Consider the following 20,459-nt stretch of genomic DNA (forward strand, 5'->3'; position numbering starts at 1 on the left):
GGCTTGATCGTTTCGAGCGGCTTTTTCTTCGCCTTCATGATGTTCGGCAGCGTCACATAGCGCGGCTCGTTCAGGCGCAGGTCGGTGGTGACCACTGCGGGCAGCGTGAGCGACAGCGTTTCGGCACCGCCGTCCACTTCGCGCGAAACCGTTGCCTTGCCGTCGGCCACGACCACTTTCGACGCGAACGTTGCCTGCGGCAGGTTAGCCAGCGCGGCAAGCATCTGACCGGTCTGATTCGAATCGTCGTCGATGGCCTGCTTGCCGAGAATCACCAGTTGCGGCTGCTCCTTGTCGACCAGCGCCTTCAGCAGCTTGGCGACCGCCAGCGGCTGCAGTTCTTCCGACGACTCGATCAGGATCGCGCGGTCGGCGCCGATGGCGAGCGCCGTGCGCAGCGTTTCCTGCGATTGCGCGACGCCAGCCGACACCGCGATCACCTCGGTCGCCACACCGGCTTCTTTCAGACGCACGGCTTCTTCAACCGCGATTTCGTCGAACGGATTCATCGACATCTTCACGTTCGCAATGTCGACGCCCGTGCCGTCCGACTTGACTCGGACCTTCACGTTGTAATCGACCACTCTCTTGACTGGCACCAGGATTTTCATGCACACGCTCCAAAGTTACGAATACGTCAACCCAACGAACATTATAGCGACTGCCTCACTGCAGCCTTATCGCGGGTGTTCTAGCACGAGGATATCGCTCCCCAGTGGCGTGACGGCAATATCGAACGGTCGTTCTATTTTAATCGCAAAAAAACCCGGGCAGCAACCCCGGGTTCTCACTTACGACTCCAGTTCTCATATCGCCGACGTGTTTTGCCGTTTCTGAAGCCGCTCGGCTCACCAGGCGGTGATGACAGCGCCGCCGAACTTGCCCTCGACGAACTGCTTCACTTCCGGCGAATGGTAAGCCGCCACCAGCTTGGCGACCCACGGCTTATTCCTGTCCGCCTCGCGGATTGCGATGATGTTCACGTACGGACCCTTCGGGTCTTCGATCGCGATCGCATCCTGCTTCGGCTTCAGCCCTGCTTCCATCGCGAAGTTGGTGTTGATTGCCGCCGCATCTACGTCGTTAAGGGAGCGCGGAATCTGCGCGGCGTCGAGTTCGACGATCTTCAGCTTCCGGGGATTGTCGACGATGTCGAGCGGCGTAGCCTTCAGACCCGCGTCGGCGCGCAACTTCAGGAGCCCCTGCTTTTGCAGCAGCAGCAGCGCGCGGCCGCCGTTGGTCGGGTCGTTCGGCACCGCGATCTTCGCGCCGGGCTGCAGCTCGGCCAGCGTCTTCACTTTCTTCGAATAGATGCCCATCGGATACGTGACCGTGTCCGCGACACGAATCAGCTTGTAGCCGCGGTCCTTCACCTGCGCCTGCAAGTACGGGTCGTGCTGATAGCTGTTCGCGTCGAGGTCGCCGCCGGCGAGCGCCGCGTTCGGCTGCACGTAGTCGGAGAATTCGACGATCTTGATGTTCAGACCGTTCTTTGCCGCGACAGTCTTCACGACTTCCATGATCTGCGCGTGCGGACCGCCGGTGACGCCGACCTTGATCGCGTCTTCAGCGTGAGCCGCGTTGGCGGCGAAGATCGATACGGCACCGAGCGCCGCGGCGAGCTTGAAAATGAAACGACGTTGCATGATGGACCTTTTGATTATTTATGGCTCAGACGACGCACGAGCCAATCCCCGAACGACTGCACCAATTGCACGAAGACGATCAGAATCACGACGACCGTCAACATGACTTCCGGCAGAAACCGCTGATACCCGTACCGAATGCCGAGGTCGCCAAGACCGCCGCCGCCGATCGCGCCCGCCATCGCCGAATACCCGACCAGCGAGACGAACGTGATCGTCAACCCGGCGACGACGCCCGGCAGCGATTCCGGCAACAACACCTTGAATACGATCTGGCTGGTGGTCGCACCCATTGCTTGCGCCGCCTCGATCAGGCCGCGATCGACTTCGCGCAGCGCGGTCTCGACAAGACGCGCAATGAACGGCGCCGCGGCAATGGTCAACGGGACAACGGCCGCAGCCGTGCCGATCGACGAGCCGACCACGAGGCGCGTGAACGGAATCACCGCCACGAGCAGGATGATGAACGGCGTAGAGCGAACCGCATTGACGACCACGCCCATCGCACGATTGACTGCGACGTTCTGCAATACGCCTTGACGGTCCGTCAGATACAGCAATACGCCGAGCGGCAAACCCACCAGCGCGCCGACCAGTCCGGAAATGCCCACCATGACGAGCGTTTCCCAGAACGACTGGACGAACATATCGAACATTTCACTCAACATACGAGAGTTCCTCCACCACCACACCTTGTTCGCGCAGATAAGTGAGCGCTTGCGCCACCTTGGTCGGCTCGCCGCCCGCGAGCACCGCGAGCGAGCCGAACGCCTGGCCCTGAATCTCGTCGATCTGTCCGTGCAGGATGTTGAAGTCGAGTTCGTAGCGGCGAATCGTCTCCGAGAGAATCGGCTGATCGACGCCCGAACCCGTAAACGCGAGGCGCAGCAGATGACCGCTGCCGGTCTTCAGACGCTCGGCCACACGCGCCTTCATTGCAGGCGGAAGTTCTTGCGCGATCACGTCGCCGATCAGCGCGCGCGTGACTTCGTGATGGGGCTGCAGGAACACGTCGATCACCTTGCCCTCTTCGACCACGCGGCCCGCGTCGAGCACGGCGACGCGATCGCAAACCTGCTTGATCACGTCCATCTGATGCGTGATCAACACGATGGTCAGATTCAGTTCGCGATTGATCCGCTTGAGCAGTTCGAGGATCGCGCGCGTGGTTTCGGGATCGAGCGCGGACGTCGCTTCGTCCGAGAGCAGCACCTTCGGCTTGCTAGCGAGCGCTCGCGCGATCCCCACGCGCTGTTTTTGCCCGCCGCTAATCTGCGCCGGGTAGCGGTCCTTCTGCGCGGACAAGCCCACGAGTTCAAGCAGCGGCAGCACGTGCGCCTCGATCTCGTCGCGCTTCATGCCGGCGAGTTCGAGCGGAAGCGCGACGTTCTCATACACCGTGCGCGACGACAGCAGGTTGAAGTGCTGGAAGATCATGCCGATTTCGCGGCGCGCCTCGCGCAGTTGCGCAGCGGGCAGCGTGGTCAGATCCCGGCCGTCGACGACGATGTTGCCTTCCGTCGGACGCGTCAGCAGGTTGATGGTCCGCACAAGCGTGCTCTTGCCCGCGCCGCTGCGGCCGATGATGCCGAACACTTCGCCCGCCGGAATCGACAGATTGACGTTGTGCAGTGCCTCGACCCAGCCCCGGGGTCCCGCGAACCGCTGGGAGATATTGCGTATTTCGATCATGGAAAAACGAAACGGCGGGTTTGTCGACGAGCGTCATGCGCTCTGCGACCAAGCATCCGCCGTCACTTTTATTGGGATTTGAGCCCGCGATTCTACCGTAGGCGGCGTCATTCTCTTTAATAATCAATTACGATTCTTTCATAACTAATCGACATTAGAGGAACGCGCAAGGCGCGATTTCGCCGGGCGACCTGGCGGCGGTCTATGATCTGCCGGGACCAGAACCAATGGACGCGCCGTCATGCAGACTTCCCAAAACACCAGCGTTTTCGCCGCCCCGAGCGGCGCAGAGAGCACCGAGCCTTTTCGCTCGTCAGTCTTTGCAGCCGACAACGTCGAATTGCCGCTGTACCGCTGGCCTGTCATAGGAACGCCGCGCGCAACGGTCGCACTCATTCACGGACTGGCTGAACACGCGGGCCGCTATCGGGCGCTGGCCACGAGGCTCAACGCGGCTGGCGTCGAACTGCTGGCAATCGACTTGCGCGGCCATGGCCGGGCACCCGGCAAGCGTGCATACGTCGACCGATTCGACGATTACCTGCTGGACGCACAGGCTTTACTCGATGCCGCATTCCAGGCACGTCCGCATGCACCGATTTTTCTGATGGGCCATAGCATGGGAGGCGCCGTAGCCGCGCTTTACGTGACCGAGCGCCTCGGCACCGCTCGCGACGACCTCGGCACACGTTTGAGCGGTCTGATCCTGTCGAGCCCAGCGCTCGCGCCAGGGCGCGACGTGCCTCGCTGGATGCTCAAGCTGAGTCAGGTGATCAGCCGCATCTGGCCGAGCTTCCCGGCAATGAAAATCGACGCCGCCCTGCTCTCGCGCGTGCCTGCCGTGGTGGACGCGAACCGCAACGACCCGCTCGTGCATCACGGTCCGATCCCCGCGCGCACGGGCGCGGAATTGCTGCTGGCGATGGCGCGCATCGAAGCGGGCCGCGCGGCGCTGCGCTTGCCGCTACTCGTCTATCACGGCACCGCCGACAAGCTCACCGAGCCTGAAGGAAGCCGCGACTTTAGCGAGTACGCCGGATCGCCGGACAAGACGCTACGCCTGTATGAAGGCAGCTTTCACGAGACGATGAACGATCTGGACGGCGAGCGCGTGATGAGCGAACTGATCGAGTGGATCGATCAGAGACTGGGGCGCACGCGCTAACGCTTCCAGCCAGGTGGGCGTTTGTCGATGAACGCCTGCACGCCTTCGAGCGCCGAGTCGTCCATCATGTTGCAGGCCATGGTCTGGCCCGCAAGCTGATACGCGGCTTCGATGCCCATTTCAAGCTGCCGGTAGAACAGCCCCTTGCCGGCAGTCACGGCTTCCACGGGCTTTGCGCAAATACTGGTGGCAAGCCTTGCCACCTCCGCATCCACGGAGTCCGCAGGGACCACGCGATTGACGAGGCCTTGCCGCTTCGCCTCTGCGGCGTCGATGAAATCGCCGGTCAACAGCATTTCGAGCGCGGCCTTGCGAGAGAGGTTGCGCGACAGCGGCACCGACGGCGTCGCGCAAAACAGCCCGAGGTTCACGCCCGAGACGGCAAACCGCGCGGTGTCCGAAGCCACGGCCAGATCGCACATAGCGACAAGCTGGCAGCCGGCCGCCGTCGCAATCCCGTGAACACGCGCGATCACCGGCTGAGGCAAGCGCTGGATTGTCATCATGAGTTTCGTGCAGCGCGCGAACAGCGTTTGGTAATACTCGAGCGACGGCGCCGCACGCATCTCTTTCAGATCGTGTCCCGCACAGAATGCGCGCCCCGCGCCGGCGATCACCACCACGCGCGCTTGCGACGCAGCGAGTCCGTTCAACGCTTCCTGCAACGCGTCGAGCAACGACTCCGAGAGTGCGTTGAACGCGTCGGGCCGGTTCATCGTCAGAAGGACGACGCCCGGCACGCCGTACGCGTCGGCCTCCATCTCGATCAGCGAAGCGCTCAGTGCATCGGCATTCATGGCTCGCTCCCATTTCAATGTCCGGCAACCGCAGCCTATGCGGCGCGGCGACTGCTTAGATTCCGGCAAGCGCGCGCACGTGCGCGACGACGCTGCGCCCAAGAGCGGACAGGTTGTAGCCCCCTTCGAGGCAACTCACGATTCGCCCGCGCGCATAGCGGTTTGCGATGTCACGCATCTGGTCGGTGATCCACACGTAGTCGTCTTCGACCAGACCCATGTTGCCGAGATCGTCCTCGCGATGCGCGTCGAAGCCTGCCGAAATGAACAGCATCTCAGGCTTGAATTCATTCAGACGAGGCAGCCACAGCATGTCGACCGCCTCGCGCACCGCCATGCCCTTCGAGCGCGCGGGCATCGGCACGTTGCACATATTGGGCGCCTGATTGTCGGCGCCGGTGAACGGATAGAACGGATGCTGGAAGATGCTGCACATCAGCACGCGCGAGTCGCCGGAAAACGCCGCCTCGGTACCGTTGCCGTGGTGCACGTCGAAGTCGATGATCGCGACGCGCTGCAAGCCATGCACCTCCAGCGCATGACGCGCGGCAATCGCGACATTGTTGAAGAAGCAGAAGCCCATCGCACGCGCGGGTTCCGCGTGGTGACCGGGCGGGCGCACACTGCAGAAGGCGTTGTCGAAGCGGCCTTCGATGACCGCGTCGGTGGCGGCCACCGCGGCGCCGGCGGCGCGTAACGCTGCCTGCAAGGAATGCGGGTTCATCGACGTGTCGGGGTCGATTTCAGCCATGCCCTCGGCCGGCGAACGGCTGCGAATGTAATCGATGTGCGCTTGCGTGTGCACACGTAGCAGCGCCGCTTCGTCGGCGAGCGGCGGCGACTCGCGTTCGATCAACGCGTCGATGCGGCTTGCGATCAATTGATCTTCGATGGCCTGCAGCCGTGCAGGGCACTCGGGATGCCATTGCCCCATGTCGTGCAGCAGACAGTCGGCGTGAGAATAGAAGCCTGTTGCCATGATTTTCTTCTGCGGCGCGTGGCCTTCGAGGCGTGCGCGGCGCGTCTCCATCCAGGGGCGCGCGCCCGCGGCGCGCCAACATCGTCAAGTTACCACACGACGTCGCTGTAACGCGTCCGGCACAGTTTCGCGAGAGGCCTCGGGTATACTGCCCCGATCCGTTTTCCTCATGTCTTTGTCCTTTCGCACTGCGCCCCCAGCTCACTATGACCGTCAAGCTTGCTCTGTCTGCACGAAACCGGCTCAGCACCCGAACCATCGCCGCCGCACTCTCCATCGCATCGTGCATGTTCATGGCAACCACTCCGGCACTTGCGCAGATCGCCGGAAAAAAACCGCCGACGCTGCTCGCTCAGGCACAACCGCAAACAGCGGTGCCGCAAGGGCAAACCTTCGAAGAAGAAATCATTCCGCAGCGCTACGCGAACAACCCGAATGTCGATGCATTCATCAACGATATGGTGGCGCGCTACGACTTCGATGAGTCGTCGCTGCATTCGCTTTTTGCCGGCGTGAGTTATTCGGCGACCGCGGTCAAGCTGGTGACGCCGTCGGCATCTCCTTCGGTGAAGAACTGGCGCGCGTATCAGTCGCGCTTTCTCGACCAGATTCGCATCAACGCGGGCATTCGCTTCTGGCGCGCGAATCAGGCCACGCTGCAGCGTGCGTACGAGGAGTTCGGCGTGCCGCCGGAGGTGATCGTCGGCATTCTTGGCGTGGAAACGATCTACGGGCGTTTCATGGGCAACTTCCGCGTCCTCGACGCGCTGACTACGCTCAGTTTCGACTATCCGAACACGCCTAATCGCGCCGACCGTCAGGCAACGTTCCGCAAGAATCTCGAAGACTACCTGGTGTGGACGCGCGATTCGCAGATCGACCCGACCACGGTGCTCGGCTCGTACACAGGCGCGATCGGCATTCCGCAGTTCCTGCCGAGCAGCATCACGCAGTACGCGGTGAGCTACGACGGCAACAAGGAAATCGACCTGCGCACGAGCCAGGCGGATGCAATTGGCAGCGTGGCGAACTATCTGCGGCAGAACGGCTGGGAAAACGGCCGGCCCGTGGTATGGAAAATCGGTACGGACGCTGGCAGCCTTGGCGTCGCGCAAGCCGCCGCCGACGGCGCGCCGGAACCGCATTGGCCGCTCGACCAGTTGTTGCGCGCGGGGCTGCTCCTCAATGAGCCGAGCGTGAATATCGCAGCGGAAGCGGGAACGCCTGTCACGGTGGTCGACCTGCCATCGCCGGGCCGCGGCACGGAATATATGCTGGGCCTGAAAAACTTCTACGTGCTCACGCGCTATAACCGCAGCTTCTTTTATGCACTCGCGGTTTATCAGTTGGGCGAACGCATCAAGTCGCAGATGCAAGCCAGCGACGCAGCGAGTCCGGCCAATGCTCAGAACAACGCAGCGCCGCCGAGCGCGGCTTCGCAATAGTTCATAGCGCGGACTGCAGGCCGATACCTGCGTGCTATAGATGTAAAAAAAGCGCCTGCCGGCGCTTTTTTTAACTGACGCTATCTCTATCTGGTATTGCGCGCGAGCGACACTGCCCGCTTACGCCGGAAACACGCCGGTGGACAAGTAACGGTCGCCGCGGTCGCAGACGATGAATACGATGGTCGCGTTTTCGACCTGACGCGCGACGCGCAATGCCACCTCGCACGCTCCGCCCGACGAAATGCCCGCAAAAATGCCTTCGACAGACGCCAAGCGACGCGCCATTGCTTCGGCAGCGGCCTGACTCACGTTCTCGACGCGGTCAACCCGGCTACGGTCGAAGATCTTCGGCATATAAGCCTCTGGCCATTTACGGATGCCGGGAATGCGCGACCCTTCCTCGGGCTGCGCGCCGACAATTTCGATCGCCTGGTTCTGCTGCTTCAGATAACTGGACACGCCCATGATGGTGCCCGTCGTGCCCATGGACGACACGAAGTGCGTGATGCGCCCTTCGGTATCGCGCCAGATTTCGGGGCCGGTGCCTTCGACGTGCGCCGCCGGATTGTCCGGATTCGCAAATTGATCGAGGATGATGCCCTTGCCGTCGCGCTGCATCTGTTCGGCCAGATCGCGCGCGTATTCCATGCCGCCCGTTACCGGCGTGAGGATGATCTGCGCGCCGTATGCGGCCATGCTTTGACGGCGCTCTACCGACAGGTCTTCCGGCATGATCAGAACCATCTTGTAGCCGCGGATCGCCGCTGCCATGGCGAGCGCGATGCCGGTGTTGCCACTTGTCGATTCGATCAGCGTGTCGCCCGGTTTGATACGGCCGCGCGCTTCCGCTTTCTTGATCATCGACAACGCCGGGCGGTCTTTCACCGAGCCAGCGGGGTTGTTACCCTCGAGCTTGGCGAGGACCACGTTGTTACGGCTGCGGATCTCGTCGTCGGGGAGCCGGACGAGTTGCACGAGCGGCGTATTGCCGATCGTGTCTTCAATCGTTTTGTAAGCCATATAGGTTCTGGTGCTGTCGATGCGCGAAGTCTTCAATGCTTTGATTCTAAACCAGGGTGCCCATGGTTGCCGCGCGGCCCTTCTGCCCGCATGGATGCAACCTCCGCCACGCAAAAAGCCCGCGGCTGAGTACCGCGGGAGCCAGTCATGCGAGTGACGACTTAAGGAGCGCTGCTGCCGGCTCCGACCATGAAGGGAATACGATGGCGAATCGCGCGCGGCACAACCGGTACCGCGCGCCCGACTCGTGTCTGACTCGCGTCAGACTATTTCTTCACCGCCACTGTGGCGCCGCCTTTAGGCGTGTTGGCCGGAACGGTCGCGCCTTTGGTCTGTGAAGACGCCGCAACCTGCGAGCCAGCAGCCGCGCCAGCCGGACCGACAGCGAGACCCTCCGCCTGCAGGCGCTCGACGGTATGCCCGCCCATGCCCTTGACCCGCTTGCCGAGATCGCTCGGGTCCTTGAATGGACCATGCGCTGAACGCTCTTCGAGAATGGCTTTCGCTTTGGCAGGACCGATGCCTTTGATGCCGCGCAGTGCGTCCTCGTTAGCCGTGTTGACGTCGACCGACGCATACGCGTGACCGAAAGCGGCGAGCATGGCCGCGGTAACCAGAATTTTTCGAAACATATGGAATCTCCCTCGTACAACCGGTTGGCGACATCACCAACCGGGAGATTCCAGTTTAAAGAGGTATCCGAATTATTTACACCTGGCCGAACAGCCAACGCACGTAACGATCGACACCTTCCTGCACGCTCAGGAACGGCGCGTCGTAACCGGCCGCGCGCAGCTTCGTGAGGTCCGCTTGCGTGAAGCACTGGTACTTGCCGCGTAATGCGTCGGGAAACGGAATGTACTCGATCAGCCCGCGTTGCACCTGATCTGCGAGAGAGAGCGACGGCTCGTTGTTCAACGAGCGCAGCGTGTTGACCACCGTGCTCGCAATGTCGTTGAACGGCTGCGCGCGCCCGCTGCCCAGGTTGAAGATGCCCGACTTGTCGGGGTTGTCGAAGAAGAACAGGTTGACCTTCACCACGTCTTCCACGGAGACAAAATCTCGAGTCTGTTCGCCCGCGGCGTAGCCGTTGTATTCGCCGAACAGCTTGACCTTGCCCTCGGCACGGAACTGGTTGAAGTTGTGGAATGCCACCGACGCCATGCGCGCCTTATGCGTTTCGCGCGGACCGTACACGTTGAAGTAGCGAAATCCGGCGATCTGGCTTCTGGCGGTGGGCAGCACGCGGCGAATGACCTGATCGAACAGGAACTTCGAATAGCCGTACACGTTCAACGGCTGCTCGACTTCGCGCTCTTCGACGAAACGGCTCGAGCCGCCATACGTTGCCGCCGAGGACGCGTACAGGAACTGGATGTTCTGCGCGAGGCAGACGTCGAGCACGTCGCGGCTGTAGCGGAAGTTGTTCTCCATCATGTAGCGGCCGTCGGTTTCCATTGTGTCCGAACAGGCGCCTTCGTGGAAAATCGCGCGCACTTTGCCGAAGTCGCCACGCTTGAAGCGCTCGACGAATTCGGTCTTGTCCAGGTAGTCGTCGATTTCACAGTCGACGAGGTTCTTGAACTTGTCGGCGCGCGTCAGATTGTCCACGGCGATGATGCGTTGTTCGCCACGCTCGTTGAGCGCTTTCACGAGGTTGCTGCCGATAAAACCGGCCGCGCCGGTGACGATAAGGGTCATGATGGTCCCGCGGTAATGAGCCTTGTAGGGACTCGCGTGAGCGCTCAGGCGCCAACGCGAATCGTCAGGGTCAGTCGACGTCCCGCCGATCCATTTTGCACGCGGCCCGAAGGCGTGCGGCAACGAATCTGGCGGGCGGCGTCATTGAAAGAGTTCGTCGTAGTCGACAGTGGCGGTGCCGAGTTTGCCGACCACGATGCCGGCCGCGCGATTGGCGAGGCCAACCGCTTCGACCAGCGTGAGACCCGCGCCCAGCATGGCCGCGAGCGTCGCGATCACCGTGTCGCCCGCACCCGAAACATCATACACTTCACGTGCAACAGCCGATGTGTGCAGGATGCCGTCGTTGGAGAACAGCGTCATGCCCTCTTCCGAACGCGTGAGCAGCAAAGCCTCGAACTGAAGATCCGCGCGCAGTTTGCTCACGCGCTCAATCAGGTCTTCTTCCGATTTCCACTGACCGACCACTTCGCGCAACTCCGCGCGATTCGGCGTGATCAAGGTGGCGCCGCGATAGCGTTCCCAGTCGTCGCCCTTCGGATCGACCAGCACCGGTTTGCCTGCAGCATGCGCTCTCGCGATCATCTGCGTGACGTGGGTCAGACCGCCCTTCGCGTAATCGGACATCAGGATCACGTCGTGCGAAGGCAGCAATTCGTCGAAGCGAGCAAGACCCGCGAGCAGCACTTCATGCGCGGGCGAGTTCTCGAAATCGACGCGCAGCAGCTGTTGCTGACGCGACAACACGCGTAGCTTGATTGTCGTTAGAAGCGCGGGATCGCGTTCGAGATGCGGGTTCACGCCGCTCTCGCCGAGCAACTGCACGATGCGCTCGCCCGGTTCGTCGTGTCCGACGACGCACAGGAGGCCCGCTTGCGCACCGAGCGCCGCCGCATTGCGCGCGACGTTCGCCGCGCCGCCAAGCCGGTCTTCCTGACGCTGCACGTGCACGACCGGCACCGGCGCCTCCGGCGAAATACGATTGACGTCGCCGAACCAGTAGCGGTCCAGCATCACGTCGCCGACCACGAGGACGCGCGCGGCAGCGAGTTGCGCACGCGGCACCACGGTAAGTGCGGGCGCCGTCGTGGAGGTGGGCGTGGACGTGGCGGATGCGGGCATGATCTCAGGCATCGGCCGCACGTTTGGAGGGTTGGGCATAAGGACGTCCAATCGAGTGATAGTCGATGCCGAGTTCGTTCATGGCATCCGGCTCGTACAGATTGCGGCCGTCGAAAATCACCGGCGACTTGAGCACGGATTTCAGATACGCGAAGTCGGGGCTCTTGAACTCCTTCCATTCGGTGACGATCACGAGCGCGTCGGCGCCTGTGAGCGTTTCGTCCTGCGTGCTCGTGAAAGTAAGACGCTCGAGTTGTTCCGGCGAATCGTGCAGATCCATCGCGAAAACGCGCCGCGCTTCTGCCACGGCGACCGGATCGTACGCGCGCACGTTGGCGCCGCGCGCCAGCAGTTCAGCGATGACGCGGCGGCTAGGCGCTTCGCGCATGTCGTCGGTGTTCGGCTTGAACGCGAGGCCCCAAACGGCGAACGTGCGGCCGGACAAATCGTTGCCCCACTTGTGCGCGATCTTCTGTACAAGCACGTCTTTCTGCGTGTAGTTCACTTCCTCGACGGCCTCGAGAATGCGCAGATTGTGGCCGCTTTCGCTGGCAGTGCGAATCAGCGCCTGTACGTCTTTCGGGAAGCACGAGCCGCCGTAGCCGCAACCGGCATACAGGAAGTGATAGCCGATCCGTGGGTCCGAGCCGATGCCACGGCGCACCGCCTCGATATCCGCGCCGACGCGGTCCGCGAGATTGGACATCTCGTTCATGAACGAGATGCGCGTGGCGAGCATCGCGTTGGCTGCGTACTTGGTGAATTCGGCCGAACGCACGTCCATGTACAACGTGCGTTCGTGATTGCGGTTAAACGGCGCATACAGGCGCTTCATCAGTTCACGCGCGCGCAAGCCGGCTTCGTCTTCGTCGCTGCCGAGCACGATGCGGTCGGGTCGCATGAAGTCGTCTACTGCCGCGCCTTCCTTCAGGAACTCGGGATTCGACACCACCGAAAAGCGGTGCTGTGCGCTACCGGCAAGCCCGCGCTTCTCCAGTTCTTCTTCGATCACCGCGCGCACGCGCTGTGCAGTGCCGACCGGCACCGTCGATTTGTCGACGATCACCTTGAAGCCGTTCATCGTACGGCCAATGTTGCGCGCGGCTTCCAGCACGTATTGCAGGTCGGCCGAGCCGTCCTCGTCGGGCGGCGTGCCGACGGCGATGAATTGCACGTCGCCGTGAGCGACGCTCGCTTCGATGTCCGTCGAAAACGTGATGCGGCCGGCCGCGCGAGTACGCGCGATGATTTCCTGCAAACCCGGCTCGTGAATGGGCACGCCACCGTTGTTGAGGATTTCGATTTTGCGCGGATCGACGTCGAGACAGAACACGTCGTTGCCGATTTCAGCGAGGCACGCGCCAGTGACGAGGCCGACATAGCCGGTGCCGATAATGGTGATTTTCATACGCTTTCCGGTTGAAGGTTCCGGTGATGATTCCCGGCGGTGAAGAAGCCAGTCATCAGCACGATGTCAAATCCGTCCGCGAACTCAGTTCGTCGCGGTGATCGGTTCGACCCGGCGCGGCGCGTAGGTTTCCCAACCGCTGCAACCCGGGCACTGCCAGTAGAAAAGCCGCGCCCTGAAGCCGCAATTCTGGCACGTGTAGCGCGGCAGATTTTTTGTGCGCTGGCGGATCAGCGTGCGCATCAGTTCGAGTTCGCTGCGCCGCGGCTCTTCCGCGACGGCCTGTTGCGCTTCGAGCAGCCGCGTCATACCCGCGAGGGTCGGCGACTTTTGCATCTGCGAGCGTGCGAGCGCGTGCGCCGCATCTGGCCCGCGCAGCGACGCGACGTGCTGGTACGCGACGTCGAGCAGATCATTGCTCGGATAGCGGTCGACCCACGTGGTGAGCAGGTCGGCGCCTTCCTGCGCGCGGCCGAGCGCTTCGTACGCTTTCATCAGTTTCTCGGCGACGAGCGGCAGATAGGCAGGGTTCTGTTCCTCGACCCGCCGCCATTGCTCAATCGCCGCTTCCTGTGCGCCGCCGGCCGCGTCGACGTCGCCAAACAGAATCGTGGCGCGCACGTTGGTAGGGTTGGCCTTCAGCGCGAAGCCGAGTTGCCGGCGTGCTTCGTCGGGCTTTTTCTGTTGCAGCGCTTCCTGTGCGAGTTCGCAATGGAACTGCGCGATTTCCTTGTCGAGCGACTCCGCGCCCATCGTTTCCAGATGACGCGCTGTGTCGATTGACTTGATCCAGTCCTTCTCGATTTCGTAGATGGTCAGCAGCGCGCGCTGCGCACCCAACGCGTAGTCGCCGGTTTCGAGCGAACGGAAGGTTTCTTCCGCGCGGTCCAGCAGGCCGGCTTTCAGGAAGTCCTGCCCGAGTTCGAATAGCGCGTGATCACGCTCGCTGACCGGTAGATCCGCACGACTCAGCAGATTCTGATGCACGCGAATGGCGCGGTCCGTTTCTCCACGGCGCCGGAAAAGATTGCCCAGCGCAAAGTGAAGTTCGACGGTTTCAGGATCGAGCTTGACGACTTCGATGAACGCGTCGATCGCCTGATCCGGCTGCTCGTTGAGCAGAAAGTTGAGTCCGCGGAAATAGGAGCGCGGAAGATTGGCGCTTTCTGACAGCAGCGTCTTGAGGTCGTAGCGCGCAGCCATCCAGCCGAACGCAAAAGCGACGGGTATGACGAGCAGCCACCAGAAGTCTAGATCCATGCGATGAATGCAAATGAGCCTGAAGGCGGAAATGGAATGCCGCGCGCTATATGCGCGGCGAACGACAAAATCAGATCAGCGGCGGCATGGGCGGCTGTTCAACGACGACCGGCGCCTCGCGTGCCACACGCAGTTCTCGCTTGAGGCGGCCATTCTCCATGCGCAGGCGCACGACAGCCGGCATCGACGAAACGAGACCTGCGAGCAGCCCAACCCCGAAAAACGCGAGTCCAATCAGGATGAGCGGCGCCGACCACGCGTAGCCAGCGAGGAAATTCAGCGTAGCAGGTTGCGTATTGGAGAGTGCGAGCACCAACAGCAGCACGAACACCAGTACACGGATCAGCCAGACGATAAATTTCATGAATAGATCTCTTGACGGCAGTTGCGGGGTGACGCCGGCCTGATGACGCGTCGCGCCACGGTGTTGCCCGCGCCGAAGTGACCCGTATTGTAATTGAAGCCCTCGCGACTGGGCAGGAACTGGCGGATCCTGCGCTTACAGAAAAGCGTCGGTGATGATGCGAGCGGGGTTCCGGTTTGACGCGATCGTTGTGAGCTTAGTGTGGGTGGATGTGTCGGGGAGGTTGGGGCTTGGACGGCGGCTTGGCGGCGGCTGGGATGGCGGCGTGAGACTCGACCCGGAAGTGGTCTTGAAGTCGCCCGAGAACTCGGCGTGGAAACTGCTTGATATCTTGGCTGAAAGCGCGGCTATTAAGGCGTCGGACATTGCGGCTGACACTCAACCGGCACGTGCGTGTCCGCCGAGGTGGACCGAAAATGCGCAGGCGAAAAAAAAGCGCCCGGAGGCGCATTTCTTCTTTTTGCCGACTGGCACTGGCCGCTGACGCTACCAAAGCCACGCTGCTAAATGCACAGCGTATGGCGAAGCATTTACAGATCGTCGTCCGGCTCTTCCGCCTTCAACGGCTCACCCGCGCGACGATCGACCCGCTCGCGCAATTCCTTGCCCGGCTTGAAGTGCGGCACGTACTTCTCAGGCACCAGCACTTTTTCGCCCGACTTCGGATTGCGCCCGACGCGGGAAGGACGGCGGTTCAGGCCGAAGCTGCCGAAACCTCGAATTTCGATGCGATGACCTTTGGCAAGCGCCTCCGACATCGCATCAAGCATCGTCTTCACCGCGAAATCCGCATCTTTTAGGACAAGTTGCGGAAACCGCGTAGCCAGTTGGGCGACCAATTCCGATTTGGTCATACTGCAGCAGACCTCTCAAGAAAACGCCGAGCCGCCCCCAGGTTTTCCCCGCAAAGGGATACCTGCCGCGCAAAGACGGCAGGTTCGGGGGCGTTCCTCAATTACTGGTTCTGACCGTCGAGCTTGGCCTTCAGCAGTGCGCCGAGGTTGGTCGTGCCGGTAGCAGCTGCGCTGGAATCCGACGAAGCCAGGCCGCGGATCGCTTCCTGTTGCTCAGCCGAGTCCTTCGCCTTGATCGACAGGTTGATGCCACGCGACTTGCGATCGATGTTGATGATCATCGCGTTGACCTTGTCGCCTTCCTTCAGCACGTTACGAGCATCTTCCACGCGGTCTTGTGCGATTTCCGAAGCGCGCAGGTAGCCTTCGACTTCAGCCGACAGCTGAACCACTGCACCCTTCGCGTCTACCGTCTTGACCACGCCGTCGACGATCGAACCCTTGTCGTTCATTGCAACGAAGTTGCTGAACGGGTCGCCTTCGAGCTGCTTGATACCCAGCGAAATGCGTTCCTTCTCGACGTCGATGCCAAGAACGATCGCTTCCACTTCGTCGCCCTTCTTGTACTTGCGAACAGCTTCTTCGCCCGTTTCCGACCACGACAGGTCCGACAGGTGAACCAGACCGTCGATGCCGCCCGGCAGACCGATGAAGACGCCGAAGTCGGTGATCGACTTGATTGCGCCTTGCAGCTTGTCGCCCTTCTTGAAGTTGCGGCTGAAGTCGTCCCACGGGTTCGGCTTGCACTGCTTCATGCCGAGGCTGATACGGCGGCGGTCTTCGTCGATTTCGAGAACCATGACTTCGACTTCGTCGCCCAGCTGAACAACCTTCGACGGTGCAACGTTCTTGTTCGTCCAGTCCATTTCCGACACGTGGACGAGGCCTTCGATGCCCGATTCCACTTCGACGAATGCGCCGTAGTCGGTGATGTTCGTAACCTTACCGAACAGACGCGTGCCCGACGGGTAACGACGCGAGATGCCTTCCCACGGATCGTCGCCGAGTTGCTTGATGCCCAGCGAAACGCGGTTCTTTTCCTGGTCGAACTTGAGGATCTTCGCGGTGACTTCCTGGCCAACCGACAGCACTTCGCTCGGGTGACGCACACGACGCCATGCGATGTCGGTGATGTGCAGCAGGCCGTCGATACCGCCGAGGTCCACGAACGCGCCGTAGTCGGTGATGTTCTTCACCACGCCTTCCACGATCGCGCCTTCCTTCAGCGTTTCGAGCAGCTTTGCGCGCTCTTCGCCTTGGGTCGCTTCGATCACGGCACGGCGCGACAACACGACGTTGTTACGCTTGCGGTCGAGCTTAATGACGCGGAATTCGAGCGTCTTGCCTTCGTACGGGGTCGTGTCCTTGACCGGACGCGTGTCGACCAGCGAACCCGGCAGGAACGCGCGGATGCCATTGACCATGACGGTCATGCCGCCCTTGACCTTGCCCGTGATCGTGCCGGTCACGAGTTCGTTGTTGTCGAGAGCCTTTTCCAGCGACAGCCACGAAGCCAGACGCTTCGCCTTGTCGCGCGACAGGATCGTGTCGCCATAGCCGTTTTCCAGCGCGTCGATCGCGACGGAAACGAAGTCGCCCGCCTGCACTTCTACCTCGCCCGCGTCGTTCAGGAACTCTTCGAGCGGGATGTAGGCTTCGGACTTGAGACCAGCGTTGACGACCACGAAGTTGTGGTCAACACGCACGACTTCGGCGGAGATCACTTCGCCGGCGCGCATGTCTTGCTTGGTCAGCGACTCTTCGAACAGAGCCGCAAAAGATTCGGTATTCGGGGTAGAGGTTTGCAGGTCGGACATAAAAATCGAAATTTGCATGGTTCTCGCGCTGCCCGGCTGGCCGGACGGTCAGCAACTACGGCAAGAATGCGAATGCCACGCGGGGTTAAAGGGTTAATACAACGCTTCGCGACCATCGCGAAGCACCAACACACAATGGAACTACGACTGCGGCCGCGCATTCATGTGCGACCGATGCTCGATGCATTCCAGTCACGCCTGCGGAACCAGGGCTTCGTACCATTGGACTACCTGCTCGACCGCCTGATCGACCGATAAGGCGGACGTATCGAGCAGCTTTGCATCCGCTGCGGGCTTAAGCGGCGCGGCTGCGCGCTGACTGTCACGCTCGTCGCGCTCACGCAAATCCCGGAGCAAGTTATCTATGTTAGCAGAAAAGCCTTTTTGTATCAATTGCTTATGCCGCCGCGCCGCGCGGGCTTCCACACTGGCGGTCATGAACACCTTGAGCACGGCGTCCTGGAAGATGACCGTCCCCATATCGCGACCGTCCGCGACGAGGCCCGGCTCCTTACGAAACGCCCGCTGGCGCGCCACCAGCGCGGCCCGCACCGGGGCATGCACGGCGATCGCTGAAGCGCGGCTGCCCACTTCCTCGGCGCGAATGTCCGCCGAAACGTCCACCCCGTCGAGTTGCGCGAGGCCTTCGCGAAACGTGATATGCAGGTCGTCGATCAGCTTTACAAGGGCGTCGACGTCGTCCGCCGCGACGTTGTAGCGAATGCTGGCGAGCGCGGCGAGGCGGTACAGCGCTCCGCTGTCGAGCAGGTGGAAGCCGAGGCTCGCAGCAACCAGGGCAGCCACGGTGCCTTTGCCGGAGGCACTCGGGCCGTCGATCGTAATGACGGGCGTCTGGTGAAAGGGACGGATCGGTTTCATCGAAAGAGTCGCACGTCAGGCGATTCGCACAGGAATCAGGGTTGGGCAAGCGCGGTGAAGCGCTCGAAATAATCGGGAAATGTCTTGCCGACGCACTTCGGGTCGTTGATCCGGACAGGCACGCCTCCGAGACTCACGAGCGAAAAACACATCGCCATGCGGTGATCGTCGTAGGTGTCGATCGACGCGTTCGGAATCAGTTTCTCCGGCGGCGTGACCACCAGGAAGTCTTCGCCCTCCTGCACCTTCGCGCCGACCTTGCGTAGCTCGGTGGCCATCGCCGCGATCCGGTCCGTTTCTTTCACGCGCCAGCTCGCAATGTTGCGCAGCGTGGTCGTGCCGTCGGCGAACAGCGCGGCAACCGCTATGGTCATGGCGGCGTCGGGGATCAGGTTGAAGTCCATGTCGATCGGCTCGAGCTTGCCGCTGTCGTGGCCGACGCCGCGCACTTCGATCCAGTCCTCGCCCATCTGCAGATTCGCGCCCATCTTGATGAGCGCATCCGCGAAGCCGACGTCGCCCTGAATGCTTGAACGGCCGACGCCCTCCACCTTCAGCGGCCCGCCGCCGAGGGCGCCCGCCGCGAGGAAATAGGACGCCGACGACGCGTCGCCCTCCACCATGATGGTGCCCGGCGATTGATAACGCTGCCCCGCCGGCACCACGAACTGATGCCAGCCATTGCGCTCGACCTCGATGCCAAAGCGCGCCATCAGCTTGATCGTGATATCGATATACGGCTTGGAAATGAGTTCGCCGTCGACCTGAACGGTGCTCACGCCGCTTTCCGTGCGCAAAAGCGGCAGTGTCATCAGCAGCGACGTGAGGAACTGGCTGGAGACGTCGCCGCGCACGCGGATCGGCGCCTCGGCGGAAATCTGCGCCGGGCGGATTCGCAGCGGCGGAAAGCCTTCGTTTTCCTCGTAGTCGATTCTCGCGCCGATCTGCCGCAATCCATCGACCAGATCGCCGATTGGCCGCTCGTGCATGCGCGGCACGCCGTGAATGCGATAGTCGCCGCCATTCACCGCGAGTGCCGCAGTCAGCGGACGAACCGCCGTACCGGCATTGCCGAGGAACAGATCGGCCGTGCGCGCCGTGAAAGCGCCGCGCGTGCCGGTCACGACGCAGGTGTCGCCGTCGCGCTTCAGACGCACGCCCAGCTTTTCGAGCGCGTCGAGCATCACGCGGGTGTCGTCGGAGTCGAGCAGGTTCGTGATTGTCGTTTCGCCTTCGGCGAGCGCCGCGAGCAGCAGCACCCGATTCGAAATGCTCTTCGAGCCAGGCAAACGAACCGTGCCGGACGCACGAGAAAATGGTCCGAGATCGAGGAATTCCATGATTGAGTCCAGTTTCCGGTTATTTGGACGCGTCGCCCGGCGCCCCGCCGCCCGCGCGTTGCTCCTGCCATTCGGTACGCGCGAGACGAGAGCGGGCAAACACGGCTTCGAGCGCGGCGCCGTCGGCAGCCTCGATAGCCGTGCGCAGGCGCGCCAGCACCGCAGAATAGGCGTCGAGTTCGTCAAGCAGTGCAACGCGGTTGGCAATGCAGACGTCGCGCCACATCTCCGGGCTCGACGCGGCAATTCGCGTGAAGTCGCGAAAGCCGCCCGCGGCGAACGAAAATTTCAGTGCGGCATCGGGCGAATTGAGAATCTGCTCGACGAGCGCGAACGACAATACATGCGGCAAATGACTGACCGAAGCGAACACGCGGTCGTGCTGCTCTGGTGCCATGTCGCGCACGAGCGCGCCAGTCGCGCGCCACATCGCCGCGATGCGCTCGACGGTACCCGGCGCATTCTCCGGCAACGGACACAGTACGACATTGCGGCCGACATACAGGTCCGGCAACGCGGCCTCGACGCCGCTCGACTCGCGCCCGGCAATGGGATGCCCTGGCACGAACTGGCCGATGCGCGCGCCCAGTGCGGCACGGGCAGCGGCGACAACGTCGGATTTGGTGCTGCCGGCGTCGGTCACGATCGTATCCGCGCCGAGAAATGGCGCAATGCGTTCAAGAAGCGGCTGAGTCTGCGCGACAGGCGCCGCGAGCAGCACGACGTCGGCGTCGGCAAGCGCTTCGCGCAGCGCGGCGTCGTCGGACAATGCCGCCGAACTATCGATCACGCCGAGTTCGACCGCGCGCCCGGTCGACGCAGCCGAGCGGCCGACGCCAATCACCGTGCGCGCACCGTCCGCTTCGCCGCGCTCGCGCAGTGCGCGCGCAAGCGATCCGCCGATCAGGCCGACACCAAAAATCACCAGCTTGTTAAAAGAAAACGCGGCCACGTCGGTCACACAAAA

General features: G+C 62.1%; 20 protein-coding genes. 2 read left to right on the top strand and 18 right to left on the bottom strand.

All coding sequences use genetic code 11. From position 1 onward, the window contains the following. The 4 genes from ACTJLB_RS06680 to ACTJLB_RS06695 form a co-directional block, all read right to left on the bottom strand. Positions 1 to 611: electron transfer flavoprotein subunit beta/FixA family protein (locus tag ACTJLB_RS06680; RefSeq protein WP_440782850.1), on the bottom strand; the 611-nt coding region annotated here is incomplete at its 3' end. Between the two features lie 237 nt (positions 612 to 848). After that, positions 849 to 1,646, bottom strand: a complete 798-nt coding sequence (locus ACTJLB_RS06685; protein WP_088175323.1) for a MetQ/NlpA family ABC transporter substrate-binding protein — start codon at positions 1,644 to 1,646, stop codon at positions 849 to 851. 14 nt (positions 1,647 to 1,660) lie between these two features. Next, positions 1,661 to 2,314, bottom strand: a complete 654-nt coding sequence (locus ACTJLB_RS06690) for a methionine ABC transporter permease (protein ID WP_020068958.1) — start codon at positions 2,312 to 2,314, stop codon at positions 1,661 to 1,663. After that, positions 2,304 to 3,338 (bottom strand): methionine ABC transporter ATP-binding protein, encoded by a 1,035-nt coding sequence (locus ACTJLB_RS06695; protein WP_020068959.1) that lies wholly within the window; start codon positions 3,336 to 3,338, stop codon positions 2,304 to 2,306. Before ACTJLB_RS06695 ends, ACTJLB_RS06690 begins: the two co-directional genes overlap by 11 nt. 241 nt (positions 3,339 to 3,579) lie before the next feature. Here ACTJLB_RS06695 and ACTJLB_RS06700 point away from each other — a divergent pair, with 241 nt between their 5' ends. After that, positions 3,580 to 4,503, top strand: coding sequence for a lysophospholipase (locus ACTJLB_RS06700; protein ID WP_440782851.1), 924 nt, complete (start codon positions 3,580 to 3,582; stop codon positions 4,501 to 4,503). Here the strand turns inward: ACTJLB_RS06700 and ACTJLB_RS06705 are convergent. Together ACTJLB_RS06705 and ACTJLB_RS06710 are read right to left on the bottom strand one after the other, a co-directional pair. Then, the gene (locus ACTJLB_RS06705; RefSeq protein WP_440782853.1) at positions 4,500 to 5,300 is read right to left on the bottom strand and encodes an enoyl-CoA hydratase; all 801 of its coding nucleotides are present in this window, start codon (positions 5,298 to 5,300) and stop codon (positions 4,500 to 4,502) included. The genes ACTJLB_RS06700 and ACTJLB_RS06705 overlap by 4 nt on opposite strands. Positions 5,301 to 5,355: 55 nt before the next feature. Continuing rightward, the gene (locus tag ACTJLB_RS06710; protein WP_408175432.1) at positions 5,356 to 6,279 is read right to left on the bottom strand and encodes a histone deacetylase family protein; all 924 of its coding nucleotides are present in this window, start codon (positions 6,277 to 6,279) and stop codon (positions 5,356 to 5,358) included. Between the two features lie 287 nt (positions 6,280 to 6,566). On the opposite strand from ACTJLB_RS06710, the gene mltB reads away from it, so the two are divergent. Continuing rightward, entirely contained in the window at positions 6,567 to 7,724 is a 1,158-nt protein-coding gene (gene mltB, locus ACTJLB_RS06715; RefSeq protein WP_131317137.1) for a lytic murein transglycosylase B, read from the top strand. Between the two features lie 120 nt (positions 7,725 to 7,844). On the opposite strand, the gene cysM is transcribed toward mltB, so the two are convergent. The 12 genes from cysM to ACTJLB_RS06775 all read right to left on the bottom strand — a co-directional run bounded on the left by cysM (position 7,845) and on the right by ACTJLB_RS06775 (position 20,453). Then, on the bottom strand, positions 7,845 to 8,747 hold the full coding sequence (gene cysM / locus ACTJLB_RS06720) for a cysteine synthase CysM (protein WP_020068964.1): 903 nt from the start codon (positions 8,745 to 8,747) through the stop codon (positions 7,845 to 7,847). Positions 8,748 to 9,013: 266 nt separating this feature from the next. Beyond that, complete coding sequence (locus tag ACTJLB_RS06725; protein ID WP_020068965.1) at positions 9,014 to 9,379, bottom strand: ComEA family DNA-binding protein; 366 nt, start codon at positions 9,377 to 9,379, stop codon at positions 9,014 to 9,016. A gap of 76 nt (positions 9,380 to 9,455) precedes the next feature. Beyond that, positions 9,456 to 10,448, bottom strand: a complete 993-nt coding sequence (gene rfaD / locus ACTJLB_RS06730) for an ADP-glyceromanno-heptose 6-epimerase (RefSeq protein ID WP_088175318.1) — start codon at positions 10,446 to 10,448, stop codon at positions 9,456 to 9,458. A 141-nt stretch (positions 10,449 to 10,589) separates the two neighbouring features. Beyond that, a complete protein-coding gene (rfaE1, locus tag ACTJLB_RS06735; RefSeq protein WP_087752741.1) occupies positions 10,590 to 11,609 on the bottom strand; it encodes a D-glycero-beta-D-manno-heptose-7-phosphate kinase in 1,020 nt (339 codons plus the stop codon). Next, the gene (locus tag ACTJLB_RS06740) at positions 11,575 to 12,978 is read right to left on the bottom strand and encodes a UDP-glucose dehydrogenase family protein (protein ID WP_020068968.1); all 1,404 of its coding nucleotides are present in this window, start codon (positions 12,976 to 12,978) and stop codon (positions 11,575 to 11,577) included. The genes rfaE1 and ACTJLB_RS06740 overlap by 35 nt, the downstream gene beginning before the upstream one ends. An 84-nt stretch (positions 12,979 to 13,062) precedes the next feature. Next, positions 13,063 to 14,238, bottom strand: a complete 1,176-nt coding sequence (lapB, locus tag ACTJLB_RS06745) for a lipopolysaccharide assembly protein LapB (protein ID WP_440782854.1) — start codon at positions 14,236 to 14,238, stop codon at positions 13,063 to 13,065. Between the two features lie 70 nt (positions 14,239 to 14,308). Then, a complete protein-coding gene (locus ACTJLB_RS06750; RefSeq protein WP_020068970.1) occupies positions 14,309 to 14,602 on the bottom strand; it encodes a LapA family protein in 294 nt (97 codons plus the stop codon). Between the two features lie 530 nt (positions 14,603 to 15,132). Beyond that, a complete protein-coding gene (locus tag ACTJLB_RS06755; protein WP_006050255.1) occupies positions 15,133 to 15,456 on the bottom strand; it encodes an integration host factor subunit beta in 324 nt (107 codons plus the stop codon). A 101-nt stretch (positions 15,457 to 15,557) separates the two neighbouring features. Next, positions 15,558 to 17,291, bottom strand: coding sequence for a 30S ribosomal protein S1 (rpsA, locus tag ACTJLB_RS06760; RefSeq protein WP_020068971.1), 1,734 nt, complete (start codon positions 17,289 to 17,291; stop codon positions 15,558 to 15,560). A gap of 174 nt (positions 17,292 to 17,465) precedes the next feature. After that, positions 17,466 to 18,152 carry a (d)CMP kinase gene (gene cmk / locus ACTJLB_RS06765; protein WP_440782857.1) on the bottom strand — a complete coding sequence of 229 codons (687 nt, stop codon included), beginning with the start codon at positions 18,150 to 18,152 and terminating at the stop codon, positions 17,466 to 17,468. A gap of 35 nt (positions 18,153 to 18,187) precedes the next feature. Beyond that, positions 18,188 to 19,492: a 3-phosphoshikimate 1-carboxyvinyltransferase gene (gene aroA, locus ACTJLB_RS06770; RefSeq protein WP_087752745.1), complete on the bottom strand. Its 1,305-nt coding sequence runs from the start codon at positions 19,490 to 19,492 to the stop codon at positions 18,188 to 18,190. A gap of 19 nt (positions 19,493 to 19,511) precedes the next feature. Continuing rightward, complete coding sequence (locus ACTJLB_RS06775) at positions 19,512 to 20,453, bottom strand: prephenate dehydrogenase (protein ID WP_408162370.1); 942 nt, start codon at positions 20,451 to 20,453, stop codon at positions 19,512 to 19,514. Between the last annotated feature and the right edge of the window lie 6 nt (positions 20,454 to 20,459).

The organism is Paraburkholderia sp. 22098 (assembly GCF_052045935.1).
GTDB lineage: Bacteria > Pseudomonadota > Gammaproteobacteria > Burkholderiales > Burkholderiaceae > Paraburkholderia > Paraburkholderia caledonica.